This is a genomic window from Streptomyces sp. NPDC050422 (genome assembly GCF_044458665.1).
Classification (GTDB): domain Bacteria; phylum Actinomycetota; class Actinomycetes; order Streptomycetales; family Streptomycetaceae; genus Streptomyces.
On the sequence record NZ_JBITIE010000009.1, the window covers coordinates 226568 to 246606 of the forward strand.

Consider the following 20039-nt stretch of genomic DNA (forward strand, 5'->3'; position numbering starts at 1 on the left):
CCCGGGCCGGCGGCGGGACGATGCCTCCATGACCTCCACCGATGCCACCCCCGGCCTGACCGCCGCCCGCCGCAGTCTCGAAGCCCTCGCGCTCGGCGACGCGTTCGGGGAACGATGGTTCTCCCTCTTCCGGCAGCCCCGCCAGGCGTACAGCGAGATCCGGGCGCGCCGCACACCTCACGAGCCCGTCTGGCACTGGACCGACGACACCGCGCTGGCCCGCGCGCTGCAGCGGGTGCTCGACGACCACGGGCACGTCGAGCAGGACCGGCTCGCGCTGTACTTCGCTCTCGCCTTCGACGCCGACCGGGCCCGCGGCTACGGCCACGGCATGCACATCCTGCTGCCCGAACTGCTGACGTCGCCGGCCGACTGGCGGACGCTGGCGCCCGAACTGTTCGAGGGCGGCAGCCTCGGCAACGGCGCCGCGATGCGGGTCGCCCCGCTCGGCGCACGGTTCCACCGCGACGTCGACCACGTGGTCGAACAGGCTGTCCTGCAAGCGGAGGTCACCCACGCACACCCGGAGGGGATCGCGGGCGCGGTGGCCGTCGCGGTGGCGGCGGCGCTGGCGGTACGGGGCGAGTTCACGCTGTCCCGGGTCGCCGGGCGGACCCCCGCGGGTGCGGTGCGGGACGGCCTGCTCAGGGCCGTGGACGTACCGTTCGACACCGAACCGTGGAAGGCCGCCGACCTGCTCGGCAACGGGCAGCGCATCCGTGCCGACGACACCGTGCCGTTCGCCCTGTGGACCGCGGCCCGGCACCCGGACGACCTGGAGGCCGCGCTCTGGGCCACCGCCGAGGGGCTCGGTGACGTCGACACCACGTGCGCCATCACCGGCGGGGTCGTCGGCGCGGTCACCGGGGTCGAGGGGGTGCCGGCCGAGTGGCTGCGACGCCGTGAGCCCCTGAACTGAGGCGGGGGCGGCCCCTTCCGGGGACTCGAAACGATGTTCGCGTATGACGTAACTTGGGCGCCATGACCACGCCCCCGCCTCCGCAGGACCCGTACGGCTCGCCGCAGGCCCAGTAGAATCCGTACGCCCAGCATCGGTGCCGGGACAGCCGCCCTACGGGTATCCGCAGGCACCCCAGCCGTGGGGCGGTCCGGGGCCCGGGGCGCCCGGTTTCCCCGGGATGCCGCCGCCCGTCACGGCCGCACGGGCCCCAGCGCCTCCTCCACCGCACGCGCCATGGCCAGCAGCCGGGCGTCCGCGCCCCGCCGCGCCACGAGTTGGAGCCCGACCGGGCAGCCGTCCGGGGTGAATCCGGCGGGCACACTCGCCGCCGGATGTCCGCTCAGGTTGAACGCACAGGTCAGCGAGGTCGAGAAGAGCGCGCCCGGACCGTCGTGGCCGTGCGGGCGGTTGGGGGTGGCGGGGGTGAGCAGCAGGGGCGTGCCCGCGAAGAAGGCGTCCAGCCTGCGGTCGTTCTCGCGCCGGACGTCCCCGAGGTGCGGTGGCACCTCCCCGTCCCGCACGGCCTGCCAGACCGCCCCCGGGTCCAGCAGCTCGCACCCGCTGTCCACGAGCCGTACCACCCCCGCCGCGACCAGCCGCCGTACCGCGTCCCGCACCACCGCCGCCACCTCCGGGTCGACGTCCGCGAACCCCAGGTCCGGGCTGTGGACGGCGGCCAGGGGGAGTTCGGCCGCGGCCGGTTCGTAGCCGTCCAGGACGCAGCGCAGATAGGTCTCCGCCTGCGCGGCCGTCCGGGTCAGGACCCCGGCGGAGGCGAGGCCGGAGCGGTCGGGGGAGGGCAGCAGCCCGTTGGTCGTCTTCAGCCCGAACACCCCGCACCAGGCGGCCGGGATGCGCACCGACCCCGCCCCGTCGCTGCCGGTCGCCAGCGTCACCAGGTCCGCCGCGACCGCCACCGCCGAGCCCGCCGACGAGCCGCCCGGACTCCGGTCCGGCCGCCACGGGTTGACGGTGCGGCCGTGAGCGCCCAGCCCCCAGGTCTTCCAGTACGTGCCGGGGCCCGGCACGGAGGTCGAGCCGACCGGGACGCCACCGGCCGCGATCAGCCGGCGGGCGGCGTACGAACGGAACCCGGTCGGGCCCTTCACCGCGAACGGCAGCCCGGCGAGGGGGAGTCGGGCCGCCGCCGGCAGCCGGGCGAGGGCCTCCTGGCGCCACACGTCGAGGAAGGCGCACAGTCGCGGGTCCTCCCGCTCGATCGCGCCCAGCGTCCCGGAGACATCCCTGGATCCCGTCACGGGGCTCAGTCTCGCAGCGCCGCCTCCATCACGGAACGGGCGATCGGCGCGGCGCTGCCCCCGCCGCTGATGTCGGCCCGGTCGGCGGCGGCGTCCTCGACGACCACGGCGACGGCGACGGCCGGCCTGGCGGAGCCCTCCGCCTGCGCCCAGGAGATGAACCACGCATAAGGCATACCGGAGTTGTCGATGCCGTGCTGGGCCGTGCCGGTCTTGCCGCCGACCGTCGCCCCGTCGATGGCCGCGTTGGTGCCGGTGCCGTCCTGGACCACGTCGATCATCATCTGGCGCAGCTGCGTCGCCGTCAGCGGATTCATCGCCCGGTGGTACGTACGCGGCCCGGTGGTGCGGACGGTGGAGCCGCTGTGCGTGGTCGTACGGTCCACCAGGTACGGGTGCATGAGGTCGCCGCCGTTGGCCACGGCCGCGGCCACCATCGCCATCTGGAGCGGGGTCGCCGTCGTGTTGAACTGGCCGATCGCGGACTGGGCCAGCTGGTCGTCGCTCATGTCCGTGTCGAAGTTGCTCTTCGCCACCCCGGACGGGATCTTGAGCCCGGTGTCGTTGAAGCCGAATTTCCCGACGGCCTCCACCATGCCGTCCAGCCCGACCTCCACTCCGAGGTGCGCCATCACGGTGTTGCAGGAGACCCGGATCGCCTCGGCCAGCGACGCCTGCTCGCAGCCGCTCGCCTCGTTGGGCAGTGTCGTCGAGGTGCCCGGCAGGACGTAGGGGGAGGGGGTGTCCGTCTCGGCGTCCGGATCGGTGACGACCTCGGCGTCCAGCGCCGCCGCGGCCGTCACGATCTTGAACGTGGAGCCGGGCGGATACGTCTGCCGGATCGCCCGGTTGAGCATCGGCTGGCTCGCGGACGCGTTGAGCTCGCGCCAGGCGTCGGTGACGGACGAACCGGTGCCGGAGAGCCGCCCGGGGTCGTACGACGGGGTCGAGACCAGGGCCAGGATCTTGCCGGTCGCCGGCTCGACGGCCGCGACGGCGCCCCGGCGGCTGCCGAGCCCCTCGTAGGCGGCGCGCTGCATCGAGTCCTTGATCGTGGTGACGACATCGCCGCCCGGCTGCCGGGCGCGGGTGATCTCGTTCCAGAAGGGGAGCGGGGCGAGCCTGGGGTCCGTGCCGGAGAGGATCGTGTCCTCGGCGTTCTCGATCAGGGTCGTGCCGTACGTCTGCGAGGCGTAGCCCGTCACCGGCGCGTACAGCGGGCCGTTGCGGTAGGTGCGCTCGTAGGCGAGCTGCTCGCCGGTGTCCTTCGAGCCGGTGACGGACCGGCCGTCGACCAGGATGTTGCCGCGCGGCTGGTCGTAACGGTCGATGGTGGTACGGCGGTTGGCGGGGTTGTCGTCGAGAGCGTCGGCCTCGAAGACCTGGACGCGGGCGGCGTTCACCAGCAGTGCCACGAGCAGCAGCAGGCAGAACGCGGCGGCGCGGCGGATGTAGCGGATCATGTCCGGGCCTCCCGGGTGGCCGGCGGATGGGACATCACAGTTCGCCCTCCGGAACCGAGGCGACGACTCCGGTCTCCACCTTGTCCGGGTGGGGTCTGCGGGCCACGTCGCTGACCCGGATCAGCAGCGCCACGATGATCCAGTTGGTGACCACCGAAGAACCGCCCTGGGCGAGGAACGGCATCGCCATGCCGGTCAGCGGGATCAGCCCCATCACCCCGCCCGCGATCACGAACACCTGGAGCGCCAGGATCGAGGCGAGGCCGATCGCGAGCAGCCGCCCGAACGCGTCGCGCAGGGCGAGCCCGGCCCGGTATCCGCGCGCCACCAGCAGCGCGTACAGCATGAACAGTGCGGTCAGCCCGGTCAGGCCGAGCTCCTCGCCGGCCGTCGCCAGGATGAAGTCGGACTTGGCGGCGAAGCCGATGAGGATGGAGTGGCCGAGCCCGAGACCGGCGCCGAGCATCCCGCCCGCGGCGAAGGCGAACAGTGACTGGGCGAGCTGCCCGGGGCCCCGGCCGGCGTCGATGGAGGCGAACGGGTCGAGCCAGTCCTGCACCCGGCTGTGCACATGCGGTTCGAAGGAGCCGACGACGAACGCGCCGACGGCGGCCAGCAGCAGTCCGACGGCGATCCAGCCGGTCCGGCCCGTCGCCACGTACAGCAGGATCACGAACAGGCCGAAGAACAGCAGCGAGGTGCCCAGATCGCGCTCCAGGACCAGGACCCCGACACTGATCAGCCAGATGGCCACGATCGGGCCGAGTACCCGGCCGGCGGGGAGCTGGAGCTTCCAGATCCTGCGGCCGGTGTACGCGAGGGCGTTGTGGTTCGCCGCGAGGTAGGCGGCGAAGAACACCGCGAGCAGGATCTTGGCGAACTCGCCCGGCTGGAAGGAGAATCCGCCGATCCTGATCCAGATCTTGGCGCCGTTCACCGCGGGGAAGAAGATCGGCACGATCATCAGGACGAGGGCGGCGGCGACGGAGAGGTACGCGTAGCGCTGGAGGACCCGGTGGTCGCGCAGGAACACCACCACCGCGATGAAGAACGCGACGCCGAGCGTGGACCAGATCAGCTGGGTGGGCGCCGCCTGGTCCTTCGGGGTCTCCAGGTCGAGCCGGTAGATCAGCACCAGGCCCACGCCGTTGAGCAGGACGGCGATGGGCAGCAGCAGCGGATCGGCGTACGGGGCACGGAAGCGGACGGCGAGATGGGCGAGGAGGGCGAGCAGCCCGAGCCCGCCGCCGTATCCGGCGACATCGGGCGGGACCGCGTCGTCGTGGGCCAGACCGACGGCGGCGTAGCCGTAGACGGAGAGGAGGACGGCCCCGATGAGGAGCGAGAGTTCTACGCCGCGCCGCTTGGGCAGGCGCAGCTCGGGCGGGGGTGCGTCCGCCGTCGTTGCGGTCATGCCACGCAACGTAGCAAGAGGTGGGTGTTATTTCCCTTATGTGCTGGTGTGGGGGTTCGTGGGTCTGCGGTCCAGGGGTGCCGCCCTGCCGTCAGACCTCGGCGGGGGAGTGCGGCGGCTCCTGGCCGCCGTCGTCCAGGTGTACGTACTCCGGCAGCGTCAGCCGCGCCACCGCCCCGCCGTCCGGCGCGTTCTCGAAGGCCAGTTCGGCGCCCATCACCTCGGCCTGCCCGACGGCGATGGTCAGCCCGAGGCCGTGCCCCTTGGTGCCGGCCTCCGTACGGAAGCGCTGCGGACCGCCCGCGATCAGGTAGTCCGGGAAGCCCCCGCCGTGGTCGCGTACGGTCACGACCGGCCCGTCGACCGTCAGCACCACCGGCGGACGGCCGTGCCGGTGCGCGTTGCCGATCAGATTGCCGAGCACCCGCTCGAAGCGCCGCTTGTCCGTCTCGACCCGCATGGGCGGCCCGTCCGGGGCGATCCGGACCTCGGTGCCGGGACCCGAGGCGCACGCCACCCGCCCGGCGAGCGGCGCCAGTTCGTGCACAGCGAGATCGACCTGTTCGGTACGGGCGTCGAGCCGGGAGATCTCCAGCAGATCCTCCGTCAGCGCGCGCATCGCCCGGACCCGGTCCTGCACCAGCTCCGAGGGACGGCCCGGCGGCAGGAGTTCGGCGGCGGCCGACAGGCCGGTCAGCGGGGTGCGCAGCTCGTGCGCCACATCGGCGGTGAAGCGCTGCTCGGCCACGAGCTTGCGCTGGAGCGCCGAGGCCATGGTGTCCAGCGCTCCGGCGACGATCGCGACCTCGTCCTGGCGGCGCGAGGGGTCGGCCGTGCGCGGGTCGTTGACGCGGGCGTCCAGGTCTCCCGCACCGATCCGGCGGGCCACCCGCGCGGTCTGGTGCAGCCGCCGGGTCACCCGGGTGACGGCGAACGCCCCGACGAGCAGGGTGGCGCCGATCGCCAGCAGCGAGGAGCCCACGATCGCCCCGTCCAGGCCGTTGATCGTGCGGGCGCTCTGGCTGTAGTCGATCTGTGTCGCCAGGGCCCGCCCGTCGGCCGGGGCGGCGGCCCACATCGTGGGGCGGCCGAGGTGGTCGGCCACCATCGTGCCCCGCTTCCCGTCCACCGCCAGGGCGCGCAGCGACGCGGGCAGCCCCGGCGGGTCGAGCCCGGAACGCGGCGGCAGCGCACCGCCCGCCTCGTAGGCCGTGGTGACGGCCTCCAGTCGGGCCAGCGCCTTTTCCCGGGCGTGGCCGACCGTCTGCCGGGTGACCGCGGTGTGCACCAGCACGCCCAGCAGGGCGGCGAGGACGCAGCACATCACGGTGATGAAGACCGCGGACTTCCAGGTGAGCGTCGCGGTCCAGGCGGGCAGCCGCGGCCCGCGCCGGCCGCGCCGGGACCGGGCCGCGCCGGTCCGGTGCGCTCTCACCGGCGCTCCGCGGTCACGGCCGCGGAGGGGGCCGAGGTGGGCGCGGCGGTGCCGGGTGTCGGGGTCGCGTCGGCGGTCGGCCGGGCGGAGGGCCGGGCGCTCGGCGTGTTGCGCCGGCCCGGGTCGGCCCGGGGAGCCATCCGCAGGATCTCGTCCTGCGTCGGCAGCATGGCGCGCTGCTGGTCGTCCCAGGACCAGGCCGTGCGGTATTCGTACCCGGTGATGGCCGACGGAGCCCGCATGATCAGGTCCCGGCCCGCCAGCTCCACGCTGATCACGGCATCGGAGGTCGACATGATCCGGGTCAGCCCGCTCGGCTCCGGCATGTAGACGCGTACGGAGAGCTGACGGTCGGCCAGCTGGATGCCGAGGACCATCTCGTCGCGCCCGTCGCCCGTCAGGTCGCGGTAGTACGGCTTCAGCACCGGGCAGGAGGCGGGTGCGGTCCGGCAGGCGCTGATCCGGCGTACGGTCTCGGCGGGGAACGCGGCCGTGCCGCTGGACCGGTCCGGACGGGCGTTCAGCCCCGCCTGCACCACCGCCACCGGGTCCAGCCGGCGCACGTCGCCGCCCGGGACGGTGATCCCGGGGATATGAGCGGTCTCGCCCTCGCCGTAGTCGTACGGGGCGGCGGAGGCGGGCGGCAGCTCCGGCCAGAGACGGGCGGGACCGATGGCGGCCGGGGCCCGTCCGGCGCTCTTCAGCTCGCCACCGGTGCCGCAGCCGGCCAGCAGGACGGCGCCCGTGAGAGCCGCGAAGGCGGCAGCCGCGCGGCGCCCCGTCCGGTGCTGCGGACGCATGTCTTCCTCCGATTCCGAGGGCCGGCCGGGCCGGACCGCGCGTGCGTGTGCACGGCCCCGGCTCCGGCTCCGTAGACCTTATGCGGAAGGAGGTCTCTTATGTGTATTTCGTACTGATGCTTCGGTTCCGGTACTTCAGTGCTGATACGGGTTCTGGCCCTGGCCCTGCGTGCCCGGAGCGTAGCCCGGCTGCTGCGGGGACTGACCGAAGGGGTTCCCGTCCTGCGAGGCCACGTGCTGGGCCAGCAGCTGGTCGGCCTGCTCCTTGGGGATCTTCTGCTCCCCGCCGCAGAAGGTGCACTGCGTGGCGTACTTCGTCGAGAAGGGGAACAGCGGCACGAAGAACAACGTGAACTTCGTCACCCGCTTGCGCAGCGTGTGCGCCGACGGATTCCCGCACCAGCCGCAGACCAGCGTCAGGACCGCCAGTTGGTAGAGATAGCCTCGCGTACCGAAAATGATCATGTCGTGGGTCCCTTCCCCGTCTTCCCCAGGAGTGCCCGGCGGCAGAGCGCCAGCAGCTTTTCGTCCTCGTACGTGTCGTGGCTGCCGTATCCGCCGTCCATCGCGTTGTGACGGCGTACGGAGGCGAGTTCGGCGTGCAGCACGTGCGCCGCGTCCGACCCTGCACCAGCAGCCCCCGTCCGCGCCAGGCATTCGGCCACCCGAACCCTGACATGACGGTTCTGTTCCCAGGCCGCGAGGAGTACCGGAACGGACTCCTCGGCCCGTCCGGAAACCTCCCACAAGGCGATCGCCGCGTCCACCCGCAGCCACAGCTCCTCGTGGAGCAGCAGCGCCCGCAGCCGCGGCGCGGTCACCGCCGCGTGTGCGCCGAGCCGGCCCAGCGCGCTCGCCGCCGCCCGCCGCTCGCGCGCGTGCTCCGCCTGGAGCCCCTCTATCAGGGCCGGCAGCACCGCCCCGGCGTCCCCGTCCACCGCCCAGAGCGCCTCGGCCGCCTCCGTGGCCCCCGCCGTCCCGGGGCGGCGGATCAGCGCCCGCAGCTCCGGGACCGCGCAGTGCGCCGCGGGCCCGAACGAGCCGAGCGCCCGCAGCGCCGCCGTACGCAGCCACTCGCCCCGGTACTCCGGCGCACCGCGCAGGATCCGCAGCACCTCCGGCGCCGCCTCGCCCGCCCGGAGCGCGGTCAGCCCGGCGAGCAGCGGACTCGCCCGGTCGTACGCCTCCTCGTCCAGCCCGACCTCGCTCAGCCGGCGGCGCAGCACCCCGGCCAACGGTGCGGCGGCAGGCCCCAGATACCCGATGGCGAACCCCACGTCGTGCGGCACCTCGGGCCGCTCCAGCGCCGCCGCCAGCGAGGGCACCACGCGGGCGTCGCCCAGCCGGGCCAGGGCCTTCACCGCGCTGCCGAGCCCCGGCGGCCCGCTCGCCCACTCCTTCACCCAGGCGCCCGGATCCGCCGCCACCCGGGCCGCCAGCGCGTCCGCCGCGGGTGCGGCCAGGCCGAAGAGCTCCTCCAGGACGTGCGAGGCGGCCTCGGCCAGCTTCGGCTCGTCCGAGGTGAGCTGCTCGCCCACGAGCCGGACGAGCTCCCCGTAGGAACCGCGCCAGGCCCGGATCAGCCCGCCGCTCATCCGGACGGCGTCGATGCGCTGCCCCGGGTCGGGGCTGCACAGCTGATCGGCCAGCAGTGCCGTCCGGTCGGCGACCCGGTCGTCGAGGCCGACATGCAGGGTGCGCAGCAGATCGGCCGTCCAGGGCGCCGTACGCCCGGCCCTGTCCTCGGCCGACAACGCCCGCAGCTGCCCCAACAGGGTCACCGGTGCCGCCTCGGCGCAGGCGGGATCGGGATCGGGATCGGTGTGCGTTCCCAGGCCCCGGGACCCCGCCTCGGAGGCCTTCGCCGTCCCCGGAGCCGACCGCAGCTGCCGCAGGAGACCCGCCACCACCCGCACCACATCGCCCGGGAGCGACTCGGGCGCGCACCGCGCCAGCTGGGCCAGGGCCGCCAGCCGCAGCCCCGGCGGGTTCGCCTCGGCGGCCAGCCGGCTCAGCCAGTCGGCGATCCGGCCGGTCAGCGGGCCGTGGCGCAGGGCGACCCGCCCCGCGGCCTCGACCAGGGCGAGCCGCACCTCGTCGTCCGGTTCGACCGTCAGCCGCTCCCGCAGCAGCGTCAGCACCCGGGCCGGACTGCCGTGCAGCGTGGCCAGCGCCAGCGGGGCGGAGACCCGTACCCCCGGGTCCTCGTCGGCCATCAGTGCGAAGAAGACCCCGGCGCCCGCGCTGACGGCGGCCGCCGCCATCGCGTAGTTGGCCGCGCCCTCGGCCTCGTCCTCGTCCTCGGCCTCCCCGAGGTCCTCCTCGTCGATGTCGATGCCGCCGATGCTGGTCAGCAGCTCGACGATGCCCCCGCGGTCCGGGACCACCGGATCGACGACCAGCTCGAAGAGGAAGGGGATGCAGGCGAGCGTGCACGCGTAGACGTCACCCTGGTGGTGGACCGCCCCGTACATGCCGTCCAGTGCGGCCTCGCGTTCCGACGGATCGGCGGACGCCAGGCCCCGAAGCAGCTCCGGAACGTCGTCGGCAGGCCCGTAGGCGTGCTCCATCGAGGCCCAGTCGACCTCGTCGATCCCCGCGAACACGCCATCGCCTCCCCACGGTTTCCCACGAAGCAGTGTCTGCGCAGAGTGTGCACCACCGCTCGGACAATCCACCCGCCCCATCCCGCCTTTTGCCCTTGAACATGACAAGGCCAGCGGCGATGCGGTATGTCCCGGCCATCGAGCCCTACGGAGTGTCCGGAACCGGCCGCCCGTGGTCCGGCTCGGTGAGCGGTGCGAGCAGATCGCCGTACCGCGCGAGCCGCTCCGCCATGTCACCGGCCAGGAAGACGAGCTCCCCGGGCCGGCGGCACGCCTCGATCTCGGCCCAGGTGACCGGCGCGGAGGCGGTCGGTTCGGCCCGCGCGCGCAGGGTGTAGGGGGTTGCGGTCGTCTTCGCCGCCGCGTTCTGGCTGAAGTCGACGAACACCTTGCCCGGCCGCAGCGCCCGCCTCATCCGGTGCACCACCAGATCCGGAAGCTCCTTCTCGGCCTGGACGGCGAGCGTTTTCGCGTACGCCGACACGCGCTCGGAGGCGGTGGGCTCCACCGGTACAAGCAGATGCAGCCCCTTCGAACCGGATGTCTTCCCGTAAGCCTGCAGGCCGTCCGCGGCCAGCCGCTCCCGCAGCCAGAGCGCGACCGTGCAGCACTCCACGACCGTCGCGGGCGCCCCCGGGTCCAGGTCGAACACCATCCGGTCGGCCAGCCCCGGCGCCTCGGCCCGCCACTGCGGGGTGTGGAACTCCACCACCAGGTTGGCCGCCCACATCAGCGAGGCGAGGTCCTGGACGACGACCTGCCTCGCCTGCTCCTTCTCGTGGTGCGGCACCGGGGCGGTGTGTACCCAGGACGGCGTACCGGGCGGCGGGTTCTTGGTGAAGAAGAGCTGCCCGTCCGGCCCGTCCGGATAGCGCAGGAAGGACAGGGGCCGGTCCCGCAGATGCGCCAGCAGCACCTCGGCCGCCGTGGCCGCGTAGTAGTGCAGCACCTCGCCCTTGGTGGTGCCGGTGGCCGGATACAGCACCTTGTCCAGGTTGCTGAGCGGCACCCGCCGCCCCTCCACCACTGTGATCGGCGTCATACGATAAGAATCACACGAAACACGGATCTATACGGGCGTAACGCATGTAAGGGGTGACCGGTGAGGTCCATCTGGAACGGCGCCATCTCCTTCGGGCTGGTCAGCATCCCGATCAAGCTGGTCAACGCCACCGAGAACCACTCGATCTCCTTCCGCCAGGTCCACCTCGCCGACGGCGGCCGCATCCGCTACCGCAAGGTGTGCGATCTGGACGGCGAGGAGGTGACCGCCTCCGACATCGGCAAGGCGTACGAGGACGCGGACGGCTCGATGATCCCGATCACCGACGAGGACCTCGGCTCGCTGCCGCTGCCCACCGCCAAGACGATCGAGATCGTCGCCTTCGTACCGGCAGACTCCATCGACCCGCTCCAGATGGACGCGGCGTACTACCTCTCCGCCAACGGAGTACCGGCCGCCAAGCCGTACACCCTGCTGCGCGAAGCCCTGAAGCGCAGCCAGAAGGTCGCCCTCGCCAAGTACGCGCTGCGCGGGCGGGAGCGCCTGGGGATGCTGCGCGTGGTCGACGACGTGATCGCGATGCACGGACTGCTCTGGCCGGACGAGATCCGGGCCCCCGAAGGGGTCGCCCCGGAGAGCGACGTGTCGGTCCGCGACGCCGAACTCGACCTGGCGGACGCCCTGATGGACACGCTCGGCGAGGTCGACATGGACTCGCTGCACGACGACTACCGCGAGGCGGTCGAGGAACTCATCGCGGCCAAGGCATCCGGTGAGGTCCTGGAACCGCCCGAGTCCGGCGGCTCCGGCGGCGGAAAGGTCATCGACCTGCTCGCGGCCCTGGAGAGCAGTGTGCGGGCGGCGAAGGAAGCCCGCGGCGAGGAGGAGGGCGAGAGGGGTGGCGCGGACGAGGAGAAGGCATCGGTCACCTCGATCGCGGACCGCGAGTCATCGGGCTCCACCACCCGCAGGACGCCCACGGGCAAGTCGGTGTCGCGCGCCGGGTCCGGCGGGGCCCGGAAGACCGCTTCCTCCTCGCCCAAGTCCTCGGGAGCGAAGAAGTCCACGGCGAGTACGGGAAAACCGGCGGCGAAGAAGAGCGCGTCCAGCAGCCGGTCCGGCGCGAAGAAGACCGAGTCGAAGAACGGCACGGCCAAGAGCGCCGCGGCCAAGAAGACGGCGGCGGCCAAGAAGCAGGGCGGTACCAAGGCCGCCTCGCGCAAACGGGCCTCGGCGTGACCGAGTCGGTTGCCCACCACCGGCGCACCGGGAGCAGACCGGACGGCCGCCACAGGACCGAGTCCCGTGGCGGCCGCCCCCCCCGTCCAGCGCACCGGACTCAGCGCCTGCGGTACGAGCTCACATAGCCGGAGGCCGGCGTACCGACACCCGTCACGTCGTCGTATCCCCGCACCGCCGACAGCGAGGCGTCCTTGCCCAGGCTGCGCACGGAGGTCCGCAGGCCGTCCGCCGCGTCGACGCCGTTGACGAAGTCCACCCGGGCGACCGCGAGATCACGGCCGGCACCCAGCGGGTGGTCCGTCACGTCGTGGTACGCCTTCGAGTGGTAGCGGGCGTAGATCGCCGGGTTGGCGAAACCGATCGGGCGCCCGCGCTGCGCCTGCTGCGCCAGGGCCTGGACACCGGCGATGACCGGCGCCGCCAGCGACGTACCGCCGATGCGGTACTCGTCGTAGCCCAGTGATCCGTCCGGCAGCGTCTGCGTCTGGCCCACCAGGAAGCCGGTGTTCGGGTCGGCGACGGCCGCGATGTCCGGAGCCGTACGCATCCGGGTCTTCCCGTTGGCCTTCGCCAGTGAGTCCGGCACGATGCCGCGCTGGTAGAACGGCTGCTTCACGGTGGAGCTGGTCCCGCCGCCCGCGCCCGAGGTGTACGCGCCGGGGAAGCCCGTCCAGCTCTTGCCGTCCGCCGCCAGGGGGGCGTTCAGCGTGCCCCAGCCGGTCTCCCACTGGTACGTGTCGTGCTTGCCGACGGCCAGTGACGTACCGCCGGCTGAGGTCACCCAGGCGGAGTTGGACGGGACGTCGATCTGCTTGGTGCCGGTGGACGCGACGTTGTCGCCGTCGTCACCCGAGGAGAAGTAGAAGCCGATGCCCTCGACCGCGCCCATCTTGAACACCTGGTCGTAGGCGAGCGCCAGGTCGGGCGTCTGGTTGGCCTCGATGTCGCCCCACGAGTTGGAGACGATGTCCGCGAGCCGGTGGTCGACGACCTTGTTCAGCGAGTCCAGCAGGTCGTTGTCGTAGCAGGACGCGCCGCCCACGTACACGATGTCGGCGGCGGGCGCGACGGCGTGCACGGCCTCGACGTCGAGGGTTTCCTCGCCGTACCAGCCGGAGGCACCGCACTCCTCGGTCTTCGTGTAGTCGTCCGGCAGCACCTGGCTGAACTGCCCACGCCGGTAGGGCGCGTCGCCGTTGCGCTTGGCGTACTCGGCGGCGTCCTTCGCGATGGTGGGGGAGGCGTACGCGTCGGTGATGGCGACGGTCACCCCCTCGCCGGTGTAGCTCCCGGCCCCGTACGCGGCGCGCAGCTGCTTGCCCGTGTACCCCTTGACCGCGTACGGCACCTCGTCCCCGTACGCGCCCGGCAGGGTGGAGGCGGTCTTCGACCCGAAGTAGGAGGAGAACGGCCCGGAGTTGCGGAACACCGCGTCCGGCGGCGGCAGCACCTCGTCGTGACTCGACTTGTGCGGTGCGTTGTCGAGGCCCGAGACGGCGAGTACGACATCGCTCAGCGCGGCGGGTACGGAGGCGGTGGAGGCCGGAGCGCGGTAGGTGCGGCCGCCCTTGCGGTAGTCGCGCAGCTGGGTGCCGAACGCCTTCTCGGTCTTCGCCACTTCACCGGTGGCCGAGACGTAGTGCCGGTTGGCGCCGGTGACGGTCAGCCCGCTGGACTCCAGCCACTGGCCGACCCGGTCGATCTGGTCCTGGGTGGCCCCGAACCGCGCCTGCGCCTGCGCGGCGCTCAGGTACTTCCCGTACGAAGGCGACTGCGGGTCGGAGACGGCGGCCGCGTAGGCGGCCAGCCCCTTCGCGTCCCGTCCGGCGAGGTGGACCCGGACGGTGACCTTTCCGCTGTCGGCCGTGGCGCCCCGGTCGGCCGTGGCGGTGGCCCAGGCCGGCTTGGTGCCCTGCAGCGCGTCCCGGCCGCTCGGCGCGGAATCCGCGCTGGCGTCGGGTATCCCGAGGGCGAGCGCACCGGCGAGCAGCGGCAGTGTCGCTGCCATGCTCAGCGCGGCGCGTCGTCGGGCGCGGCTGATTCTCAAAATAACCCCCTGCGATGTGGGTCTCGCGTGTGGAGCATGTGCCGGATGATGTGCACATGTAATGCGCCACTCTGGCGAGGAACGCCTCATGTAGGGGGCATGCAATGACCAAGAATCGGCCAAGGGGTAAGTCGGCGAGGGGAGTTCGCACCGGACCGCCGAGTATCTTGCTCTTTCCTCAGGTATGACCCGGTGTCGGGGGCTGCGGGGCACCCGTGTCAGATCGTGATCGTGTACCAGTGGGTGTCTGTCCCGGGTCCGGCATGAACCGGCCCGCGCGCCGCACGCTCGTCAACCGGGGCGCGAACCCGGGCCGGTGGTGAGCACGCCGCTTGTGCCTGCGCCTTCCTCCGGCCCGAGTCGTCGCCGCGACCGTTCCGGCCGCACGGCCGGCCTTCGTCATGACGTCTTCGGGTGCGGGGCGTCTGCCGACCCGCTGTGTGCCGCGTCGGTGGGCCCGGTCTGTGAGAGTGCGGCGAGAAGGTGCAGCTTCTCGTCGCTGTCGCTGTCCTTGTCGGGGTAGTAGACGACGAGGATGACGTCGCCGATGGGCAGCTTGTCGCGGTGGAGCCGTAGTGCACCGACGACGGGATGGTGGACGGTGGCGGTGCCCCCGTCGAGGTTACGGACGTCGTGGCGGGCCCACAGCTCGCGGAACCGCTGACTGGACAGTGCGAGCTCCCCGACGAGCTCCACGAACCTGGGGTTGTCGGTGTCGTCCCCGATGGTGGTGCGCAGCCCGGCGACGAATTCGGCCGCAGCCTTCTCCCAGTCCTGGTGGAAGGCCTGTTCCCCGGGGTCGAGGAACAGGGAACGCAGCCGGTTCTGGCCGGGCCGCAGGCGCGGGGAGAGCGCGACGGCCATGGGATTGGAAGCCAGGACGTCGAAAGCGCGCCCTTCGACGAACGCGGGGACCTGAAGGTGGGCGAGGAGCTGGTGCACCCGTGCGGGGACGTGCTCGGGCCGCTTGCGCCGCGACGACCTGGGACGTACCGCCGTGAGACCGAGCAGATACGTCCGCTCGACATCGTCGAGAAGCAGGACCCGTGCGAGTGATTCGAGGATCTGGGGCGAAGGATTCTTGTCGCGGCCACGTTCCAGGCGCAGGTAGTAGTCGGGGCTGATGCCGGCGAGCAGGGCCACTTCCTCACGGCGCAGCCCCGGCACCCGGCGGTTGCCGCCGGGCGGGATCCCTGCCTGCTCCGGGGAGACCAGCTCGCGCCGGGCGCGCAGGTAGCTGCCGAGCCGGTTGCCGGATTCCTCATCCTTCATGGGCCCACCGTAATGCGGTGTGCGAGTCGCAGAGGGGGCCCTCGCAGGACCAGGGAAGACGGGGGCTCTGCCAGGCCCGGCTGATTCCGTCAAGACTGCGGGTACAGCGTTCTGCGGAGGACCGCGGAACATCACCGAAGGCGCCGCAGCCCGAATGCCGCCGGCGCCCCGGACCGAAGGGAAGACCTCATGGATCTCTCCAACCGCACCGTTCTCGTCGTCGGCGGGACCTCGGGCATCGGACGGGAGCTGGCCCGCCGGTTCGCCGCGGCGGGCAGCACCGTGGCCGTCGGCGGCCGCAACACCGAGGCACTCTCGGAACTCGCCGGAGAAGGCTTCGGCACCATCAGTATCGACGTCACCGACAGCGCCTCCGTCACCTCCGCCCGCGACGCCGTGCTCGCCCGGTACCCCCAGCTGGACACCGTGGTGACGATGCCGGGCGTCATGCTCCTGGAGGACCTGCGCGACCCCGCGCACTTCGAGGCGGCGGAGAGGACGATCGACACCAACCTGGTGGGCACCATCCGGGTCATCGACGCCTTCACCCCGCACCTGGTCCGGCGGGGCACCGGCACGTTCATCACCGTCACCTCCGGCATCGCCTTCCTGCCCTTCCCCCCCATGCCCACCTACGCCGCCTCGAAGGCCGCGGTACACGCCTACTCCGAGGCCCTGCGCGCTCAGCTCGACGGAACCGGCGTCGGCGTCGTCGAGCTCGTCCCCCCGGCCGTCGCCACTGCAGGCCAGGAAGAGGTGAACCCGCACGCGCTGCCGCTCGACGGTTTCGCCACCGAGGTCATGCACCTGCTCTCGGCGGACCCCACGCCCCGCGAAGTCGTCGTGAAGGCGGCCCTCGTGCACCGCTGGGCCGAGCGCGACGGCACCTACGACGACCTCGTCGCGCAGCGCTCCCGGGCCCTGGGGATGCTGCCCGGCCGCGAAGGCTGACTCCCGGCCTGCTCCGGCCGCCCGGCTACACGCTGCCCGGCCCCGTGGAGGAATGCCGGGCCCCGAAACCGCCCGCCCGGTAAGGTACGAAGCGCTGCGACTGGCGCGCACCCCCTGCCGGGGTGCTCAGTGGAATCGACCACGAGGGAGCGGCACACCCCGGGCCCGCCCGGGGCGTCGTCTCCGGAGAGCCGTCCGCCTGGGCATCCGGGTCCACGCCGCAGCAACGCGGCCGACCCGGGAGGATCCCGTGACCGCATCCGTACCCTCGCACCCCCGCCACCCCGCCCTGGCGGCAGCCGATCCGGAACTCGCCGCGCTGGTGGCCGCCGAGGAGCAGCTCCAGGCCGACACCCTCCGCCTGATCCCCAGCGAGAACTACGTCTCATCGGCCGTGCTCGAAGCGTCCGGCACGGTCCTCCAGAACAAGTACTCCGAGGGCTACCCCGGCAAGCGGTACTACGAGGGCCAGCAGATCATCGACCAGGTCGAGACCCTCGCCGTCGAACGGGCCAAGGCGCTCTTCGGCATGGACCACGCCAACGTCCAGCCCTACTCCGGCTCCCCGGCCAACCTCGCCGTCTACCTGGCCTTCCTCAAGCCCGGCGACACCGTGCTCGGCATGTCGCTCCCCATGGGCGGCCACCTGACCCACGGCTGGGGCGTCTCCGCCACCGGCACCTGGTTCAACGGCGTCCAGTACGGGGTGCGGCGCGACACCGGCCGCGTCGACCTGGACGAGGTGCGCGACCTCGCCCTCGCCGAGCGGCCCAAGCTGATCTTCTGCGGCGGAACGGCCGTCCCCCGCGAGATCGACTTCGCCGGCTTCGCCTCGGTCGCCCGCGAGGTGGGCGCGGTCCTCGTCGCGGACATCGCCCACATCGCGGGCCTGATCGCCGGCGGCGCGCACCCCTCGCCCGCCCCGCACGTGGACGTGGTCTCCACCACCACCCACAAGACCCTGCGCGGCCCGCGCGGCGCGATGCTGCTGAGCCGGGCCGAGCACGCCCGCGCCATCGACCGCGCCGTCTTCCCGGGCCTCCAGGGCGGCCCGCACAACCAGACCACGGCCGCCATCGGCGTGGCCCTGCGCGAAGCGGCCACGCCGGACTTCCGCACCTACGCCCACGGCGTGGTCACCAACGCCCGCACCCTGGGCGAGGAACTGGCGGCCCGCGGCTTCGACCTCGTCTCGGGCGGCACCGACAACCACCTGCTGCTCATCGACCTCACGAACAAGGACGTCCCCGGCAAGACCGCGGCCAAGGCCCTGGACCGCGCCGGCATCGTCGTCAACTACAACACCGTCCCCTACGACACCCGGAAGCCCTTCGACCCCTCGGGCATCCGCATCGGCACCCCGGCCCTGACCTCACGGGGCATCCCCGCCTCGGAGATGGCCACCGTCGCGGCCTGGATCGACCGCGTGGTCGACGCTGCCCGCACGGGCGACGAGAGGACCGTCACGAAGGTCCGCGCCGAGGTGAAGGCGCTGATGGACGGGTATCCGGCACCGGGGCTGCCGGTGGCGTGACCCGGTCCGCCGCGATGCGTCCGGGGGAGCCGGACGCATCGCGGCGACGCGGAAATACCTGTTCACGGAGACCTCGTGGAAGCTGGTAGTGTTTCACCCGTCGCAGAGCAACACAGCGATACGCCCCCGTAGCTCAGGGGATAGAGCATCGGCCTCCGGAGCCGGGTGCGCAGGTTCGAATCCTGCCGGGGGCACTTCCGGAATCAAGGCTCTGGCCAGCAGAAATGCTGGCCAGAGCCTTTTTCGTGCCCCGATGCGGATGTACGCCCGCAGGTCGCACACACATCCAGCCACCCCCGCGCCACCCGTCCGGGGACGGAAGTGGGCAAAACCCGGACGCAGCCACTCCGCTCCACCTACTCTCGAAGGGTGTCAGAGGCGTGCGGCCGTGTGCTTGTTGTCGACGACAACAAGGTCATCCGGCAGTTGATCAGGGTCAATCTCGAGCTGGAGGGCTTCGAGGTCGTGACCGCGGCCGATGGTGTCGAGTGTCTGGATCTGGTGCATCGGATCAGGCCCGACGTGATCACGCTCGATGTCGTGATGCCCCGCCTGGACGGGCTGCAGACGGCCACCAGGCTGCGCTCCGACCCGCGGACCGTTCATCTGCCCCTGGCGATCGTCAGTGCCTGCACGCCGTACGAGGTGGACAACGGTGTCGCTGCGGGCGTCGACGCGTTCCTGGCGAAGCCCTTCGAGCCGAGCGAGCTGGTGCGGCTCGTGCGGCAGTTGATGGAGCGCGGGCGGTCTTCCGTGCTTGACGGGTGGCAGGGCGCCGGGCGGGCGGAGAGCGCCGCCGGCTGACCGGATGGCGAAACCGGTTCGCGAAAGGCCCCCCTTCCTCCCATACGCTTGTCCCGTGACCCCCGCCGATCTCTCCGCGACCGTGCTGCACGCCGTGCGCCGCGCCGTGGACGAGCACGTCCTGCGCGCGCCCGTGCCCGCGCGCGTGCGAGTGGAGCGGACCCGGCCCGGCGGCCGCGGTGACTACGCCAGCGCCGTCGCCCTTCAGCTGGCCGGGCCCGCCGCCCTGACCGCGCGGGAAGTGGCCGAGATCCTGCGGGAGCGGGTGGCCGGTGCGCCCGGCATCGGGCGGGTCGAGATCACCGGGCCCGGATTCCTGAACTTCACGCTCGACGCCTCCGCGGACGGGCACGGTGCGCTGATGGCCCGGGTGCGCGAACAGGGGCTGCGGTACGGGCACGGGGACGCGCTCGCCGGGGACCTGCTGCGATTCAGCCATGCCCGCGAGGTCCGGGCAGCCGTCACCGCCCATGCGGTGGGTGCGCTCGCGAGGGCGCAGGGCGCGCGGGTGAGCGTCGGCTGTGACGAGGTGCCCGATCCGGACTGGGCGCGGCTGGGAATCCCCGTCGATGTCGAGGAGCCGCGCGCCACGGAGATCACGGAGATACGGCCCGTCCCCGCCGGTGCCACCGCCGGTGAGCTGCTCGGCCGGCTCGGGCCCGACGCGACCCGCTGGGGGCTGCTGCGGCCCGCCGGGCACGACCGCGCCCCCCTCGGTGACGACCTCCTCGTCCAGGGCGAGGGCAACGCGCTCTTCCTGGTCCGCTACGCGCACTCCCGCACCCACGCGCTGACCCGCGGCGCGGCGCTGCTCGGCTTCACGAGCGCCCCGGGCGGCACCGCGAGCGCCCCGGGCGGCACCGCGAGCGCCCCGGGCGGCACCGCGAGCGCCCCGGGCGGCACCGCGAGCGCCCCGGGCGGCTTCGGAAGCACCCCCGGCGACACGGCAAGCGCCCACGGCGCCGACGCGCCCGCGCTCCTGGCCCTCCTCGACGACCACCCCGCCGTGCTCGCCGCCGCAGCCCACCACCGTGCCCCCGACCGGCTCGCCCGGCACCTCGAAGCGGTCGCGCGGGCCTTCCTCGACTTCCATGACGCCGCCTCACCGCTTCCCGTCGGGGACGAGAAACCCTCGGCCGCCCACCGCTCCCGGCTCGCCCTCGCCGAGGCCGCCGGGACGGTGCTGGCCGGCGGCCTGTCCCTGCTCGGTATCAGCGCACCCCGACACCTCTGAGAGACCCGAGAGAG

At 72.7% G+C, this 20039-nt stretch carries 16 protein-coding genes and 1 tRNA gene; 7 read left to right on the forward strand and 10 right to left on the reverse strand.

Annotated features, from left to right (window positions below; translation table 11 throughout):
* Nucleotides 1-28: 28 nt before the first annotated feature.
* On the forward strand, nt 29-919 hold the full coding sequence (locus tag ACIBJG_RS16275; protein WP_399308156.1) for an ADP-ribosylglycohydrolase family protein: 891 nt from the start codon (nt 29-31) through the stop codon (nt 917-919).
* A 233-nt stretch (nt 920-1152) separates the two neighbouring features.
* On the opposite strand, the gene ACIBJG_RS16280 is transcribed toward ACIBJG_RS16275, so the two are convergent.
* From ACIBJG_RS16280 to ligD, 8 genes are all read right to left on the reverse strand, one after another.
* Complete coding sequence (locus ACIBJG_RS16280) at nt 1153-2220, reverse strand: amidase family protein (protein ID WP_399308158.1); 1068 nt, start codon at nt 2218-2220, stop codon at nt 1153-1155.
* A 5-nt stretch (nt 2221-2225) separates the two neighbouring features.
* Nucleotides 2226-3683 (reverse strand): penicillin-binding transpeptidase domain-containing protein, encoded by a 1458-nt coding sequence (locus tag ACIBJG_RS16285; RefSeq protein ID WP_399308159.1) that lies wholly within the window; start codon nt 3681-3683, stop codon nt 2226-2228.
* 34 nt (nt 3684-3717) lie between these two features.
* Complete coding sequence (locus ACIBJG_RS16290) at nt 3718-5097, reverse strand: FtsW/RodA/SpoVE family cell cycle protein (protein ID WP_399308160.1); 1380 nt, start codon at nt 5095-5097, stop codon at nt 3718-3720.
* A gap of 91 nt (nt 5098-5188) precedes the next feature.
* Nucleotides 5189-6532, reverse strand: a complete 1344-nt coding sequence (locus tag ACIBJG_RS16295; protein ID WP_399308162.1) for an ATP-binding protein — start codon at nt 6530-6532, stop codon at nt 5189-5191.
* Nucleotides 6529-7332: a hypothetical protein gene (locus ACIBJG_RS16300; RefSeq protein WP_399308163.1), complete on the reverse strand. Its 804-nt coding sequence runs from the start codon at nt 7330-7332 to the stop codon at nt 6529-6531. The genes ACIBJG_RS16295 and ACIBJG_RS16300 overlap by 4 nt, the downstream gene beginning before the upstream one ends.
* 135 nt (nt 7333-7467) lie before the next feature.
* The gene (locus ACIBJG_RS16305; protein ID WP_399308165.1) at nt 7468-7797 is read right to left on the reverse strand and encodes a zinc-ribbon domain-containing protein; all 330 of its coding nucleotides are present in this window, start codon (nt 7795-7797) and stop codon (nt 7468-7470) included.
* Nucleotides 7794-9938 (reverse strand): HEAT repeat domain-containing protein, encoded by a 2145-nt coding sequence (locus ACIBJG_RS16310; protein WP_399308166.1) that lies wholly within the window; start codon nt 9936-9938, stop codon nt 7794-7796. The genes ACIBJG_RS16305 and ACIBJG_RS16310 overlap by 4 nt, the downstream gene beginning before the upstream one ends.
* Before the next feature lie 145 nt (nt 9939-10083).
* Nucleotides 10084-10980: a non-homologous end-joining DNA ligase gene (gene ligD / locus ACIBJG_RS16315; protein WP_399308167.1), complete on the reverse strand. Its 897-nt coding sequence runs from the start codon at nt 10978-10980 to the stop codon at nt 10084-10086.
* Nucleotides 10981-11040: 60 nt separating this feature from the next.
* On the opposite strand from ligD, the gene ACIBJG_RS16320 reads away from it, so the two are divergent.
* Complete coding sequence (locus ACIBJG_RS16320) at nt 11041-12180, forward strand: Ku protein (protein ID WP_399308169.1); 1140 nt, start codon at nt 11041-11043, stop codon at nt 12178-12180.
* Between the two features lie 100 nt (nt 12181-12280).
* On the opposite strand, the gene ACIBJG_RS16325 is transcribed toward ACIBJG_RS16320, so the two are convergent.
* Nucleotides 12281-14191 (reverse strand): protease pro-enzyme activation domain-containing protein, encoded by a 1911-nt coding sequence (locus ACIBJG_RS16325; protein ID WP_399308170.1) that lies wholly within the window; start codon nt 14189-14191, stop codon nt 12281-12283.
* Between the two features lie 438 nt (nt 14192-14629).
* Nucleotides 14630-15502 carry a helix-turn-helix transcriptional regulator gene (locus ACIBJG_RS16330; RefSeq protein ID WP_399308172.1) on the reverse strand — a complete coding sequence of 291 codons (873 nt, stop codon included), beginning with the start codon at nt 15500-15502 and terminating at the stop codon, nt 14630-14632.
* A gap of 189 nt (nt 15503-15691) precedes the next feature.
* Here ACIBJG_RS16330 and ACIBJG_RS16335 point away from each other — a divergent pair, with 189 nt between their 5' ends.
* From ACIBJG_RS16335 to nrtL, 5 genes are all read left to right on the forward strand, one after another.
* Complete coding sequence (locus ACIBJG_RS16335) at nt 15692-16453, forward strand: SDR family oxidoreductase (RefSeq protein WP_399308173.1); 762 nt, start codon at nt 15692-15694, stop codon at nt 16451-16453.
* 250 nt (nt 16454-16703) lie between these two features.
* Nucleotides 16704-17987, forward strand: coding sequence for a serine hydroxymethyltransferase (gene glyA, locus ACIBJG_RS16340; RefSeq protein WP_399308174.1), 1284 nt, complete (start codon nt 16704-16706; stop codon nt 17985-17987).
* 122 nt (nt 17988-18109) lie between these two features.
* Nucleotides 18110-18181 (forward strand) — tRNA-Arg (locus ACIBJG_RS16345).
* A gap of 175 nt (nt 18182-18356) precedes the next feature.
* The gene (locus ACIBJG_RS16350; RefSeq protein ID WP_399308176.1) at nt 18357-18791 is read left to right on the forward strand and encodes a response regulator; all 435 of its coding nucleotides are present in this window, start codon (nt 18357-18359) and stop codon (nt 18789-18791) included.
* Between the two features lie 55 nt (nt 18792-18846).
* Entirely contained in the window at nt 18847-20025 is a 1179-nt protein-coding gene (gene nrtL, locus ACIBJG_RS16355; RefSeq protein WP_399308178.1) for an ArgS-related anticodon-binding protein NrtL, read from the forward strand.
* The last annotated feature ends 14 nt before the right edge of the window (nt 20026-20039 follow it).

Excerpts from the sequence above, each read along its gene's own strand:
- ACIBJG_RS16305 (WP_399308165.1), bottom strand. The coding sequence starts at position 7,797 with ATGATCATTTTCGGTACGCGAGGCTATCTCTACCAACTGGCGGTCCTG.
- ligD (WP_399308167.1), bottom strand. The coding sequence starts at position 10,980 with ATGACGCCGATCACAGTGGTGGAGGGGCGGCGGGTGCCGCTCAGCAAC.
- ACIBJG_RS16290 (WP_399308160.1), bottom strand. The coding sequence starts at position 5,097 with ATGACCGCAACGACGGCGGACGCACCCCCGCCCGAGCTGCGCCTGCCC.
- ACIBJG_RS16275 (WP_399308156.1), top strand. The coding sequence starts at position 29 with ATGACCTCCACCGATGCCACCCCCGGCCTGACCGCCGCCCGCCGCAGT.
- ACIBJG_RS16325 (WP_399308170.1), bottom strand. The coding sequence starts at position 14,191 with ATGGCAGCGACACTGCCGCTGCTCGCCGGTGCGCTCGCCCTCGGGATA.
- ACIBJG_RS16335 (WP_399308173.1), top strand. The coding sequence starts at position 15,692 with ATGGATCTCTCCAACCGCACCGTTCTCGTCGTCGGCGGGACCTCGGGC.
- ACIBJG_RS16330 (WP_399308172.1), bottom strand. The coding sequence starts at position 15,502 with ATGAAGGATGAGGAATCCGGCAACCGGCTCGGCAGCTACCTGCGCGCC.
- ACIBJG_RS16300 (WP_399308163.1), bottom strand. The coding sequence starts at position 7,332 with ATGCGTCCGCAGCACCGGACGGGGCGCCGCGCGGCTGCCGCCTTCGCG.
- ACIBJG_RS16285 (WP_399308159.1), bottom strand. The coding sequence starts at position 3,683 with ATGATCCGCTACATCCGCCGCGCCGCCGCGTTCTGCCTGCTGCTGCTC.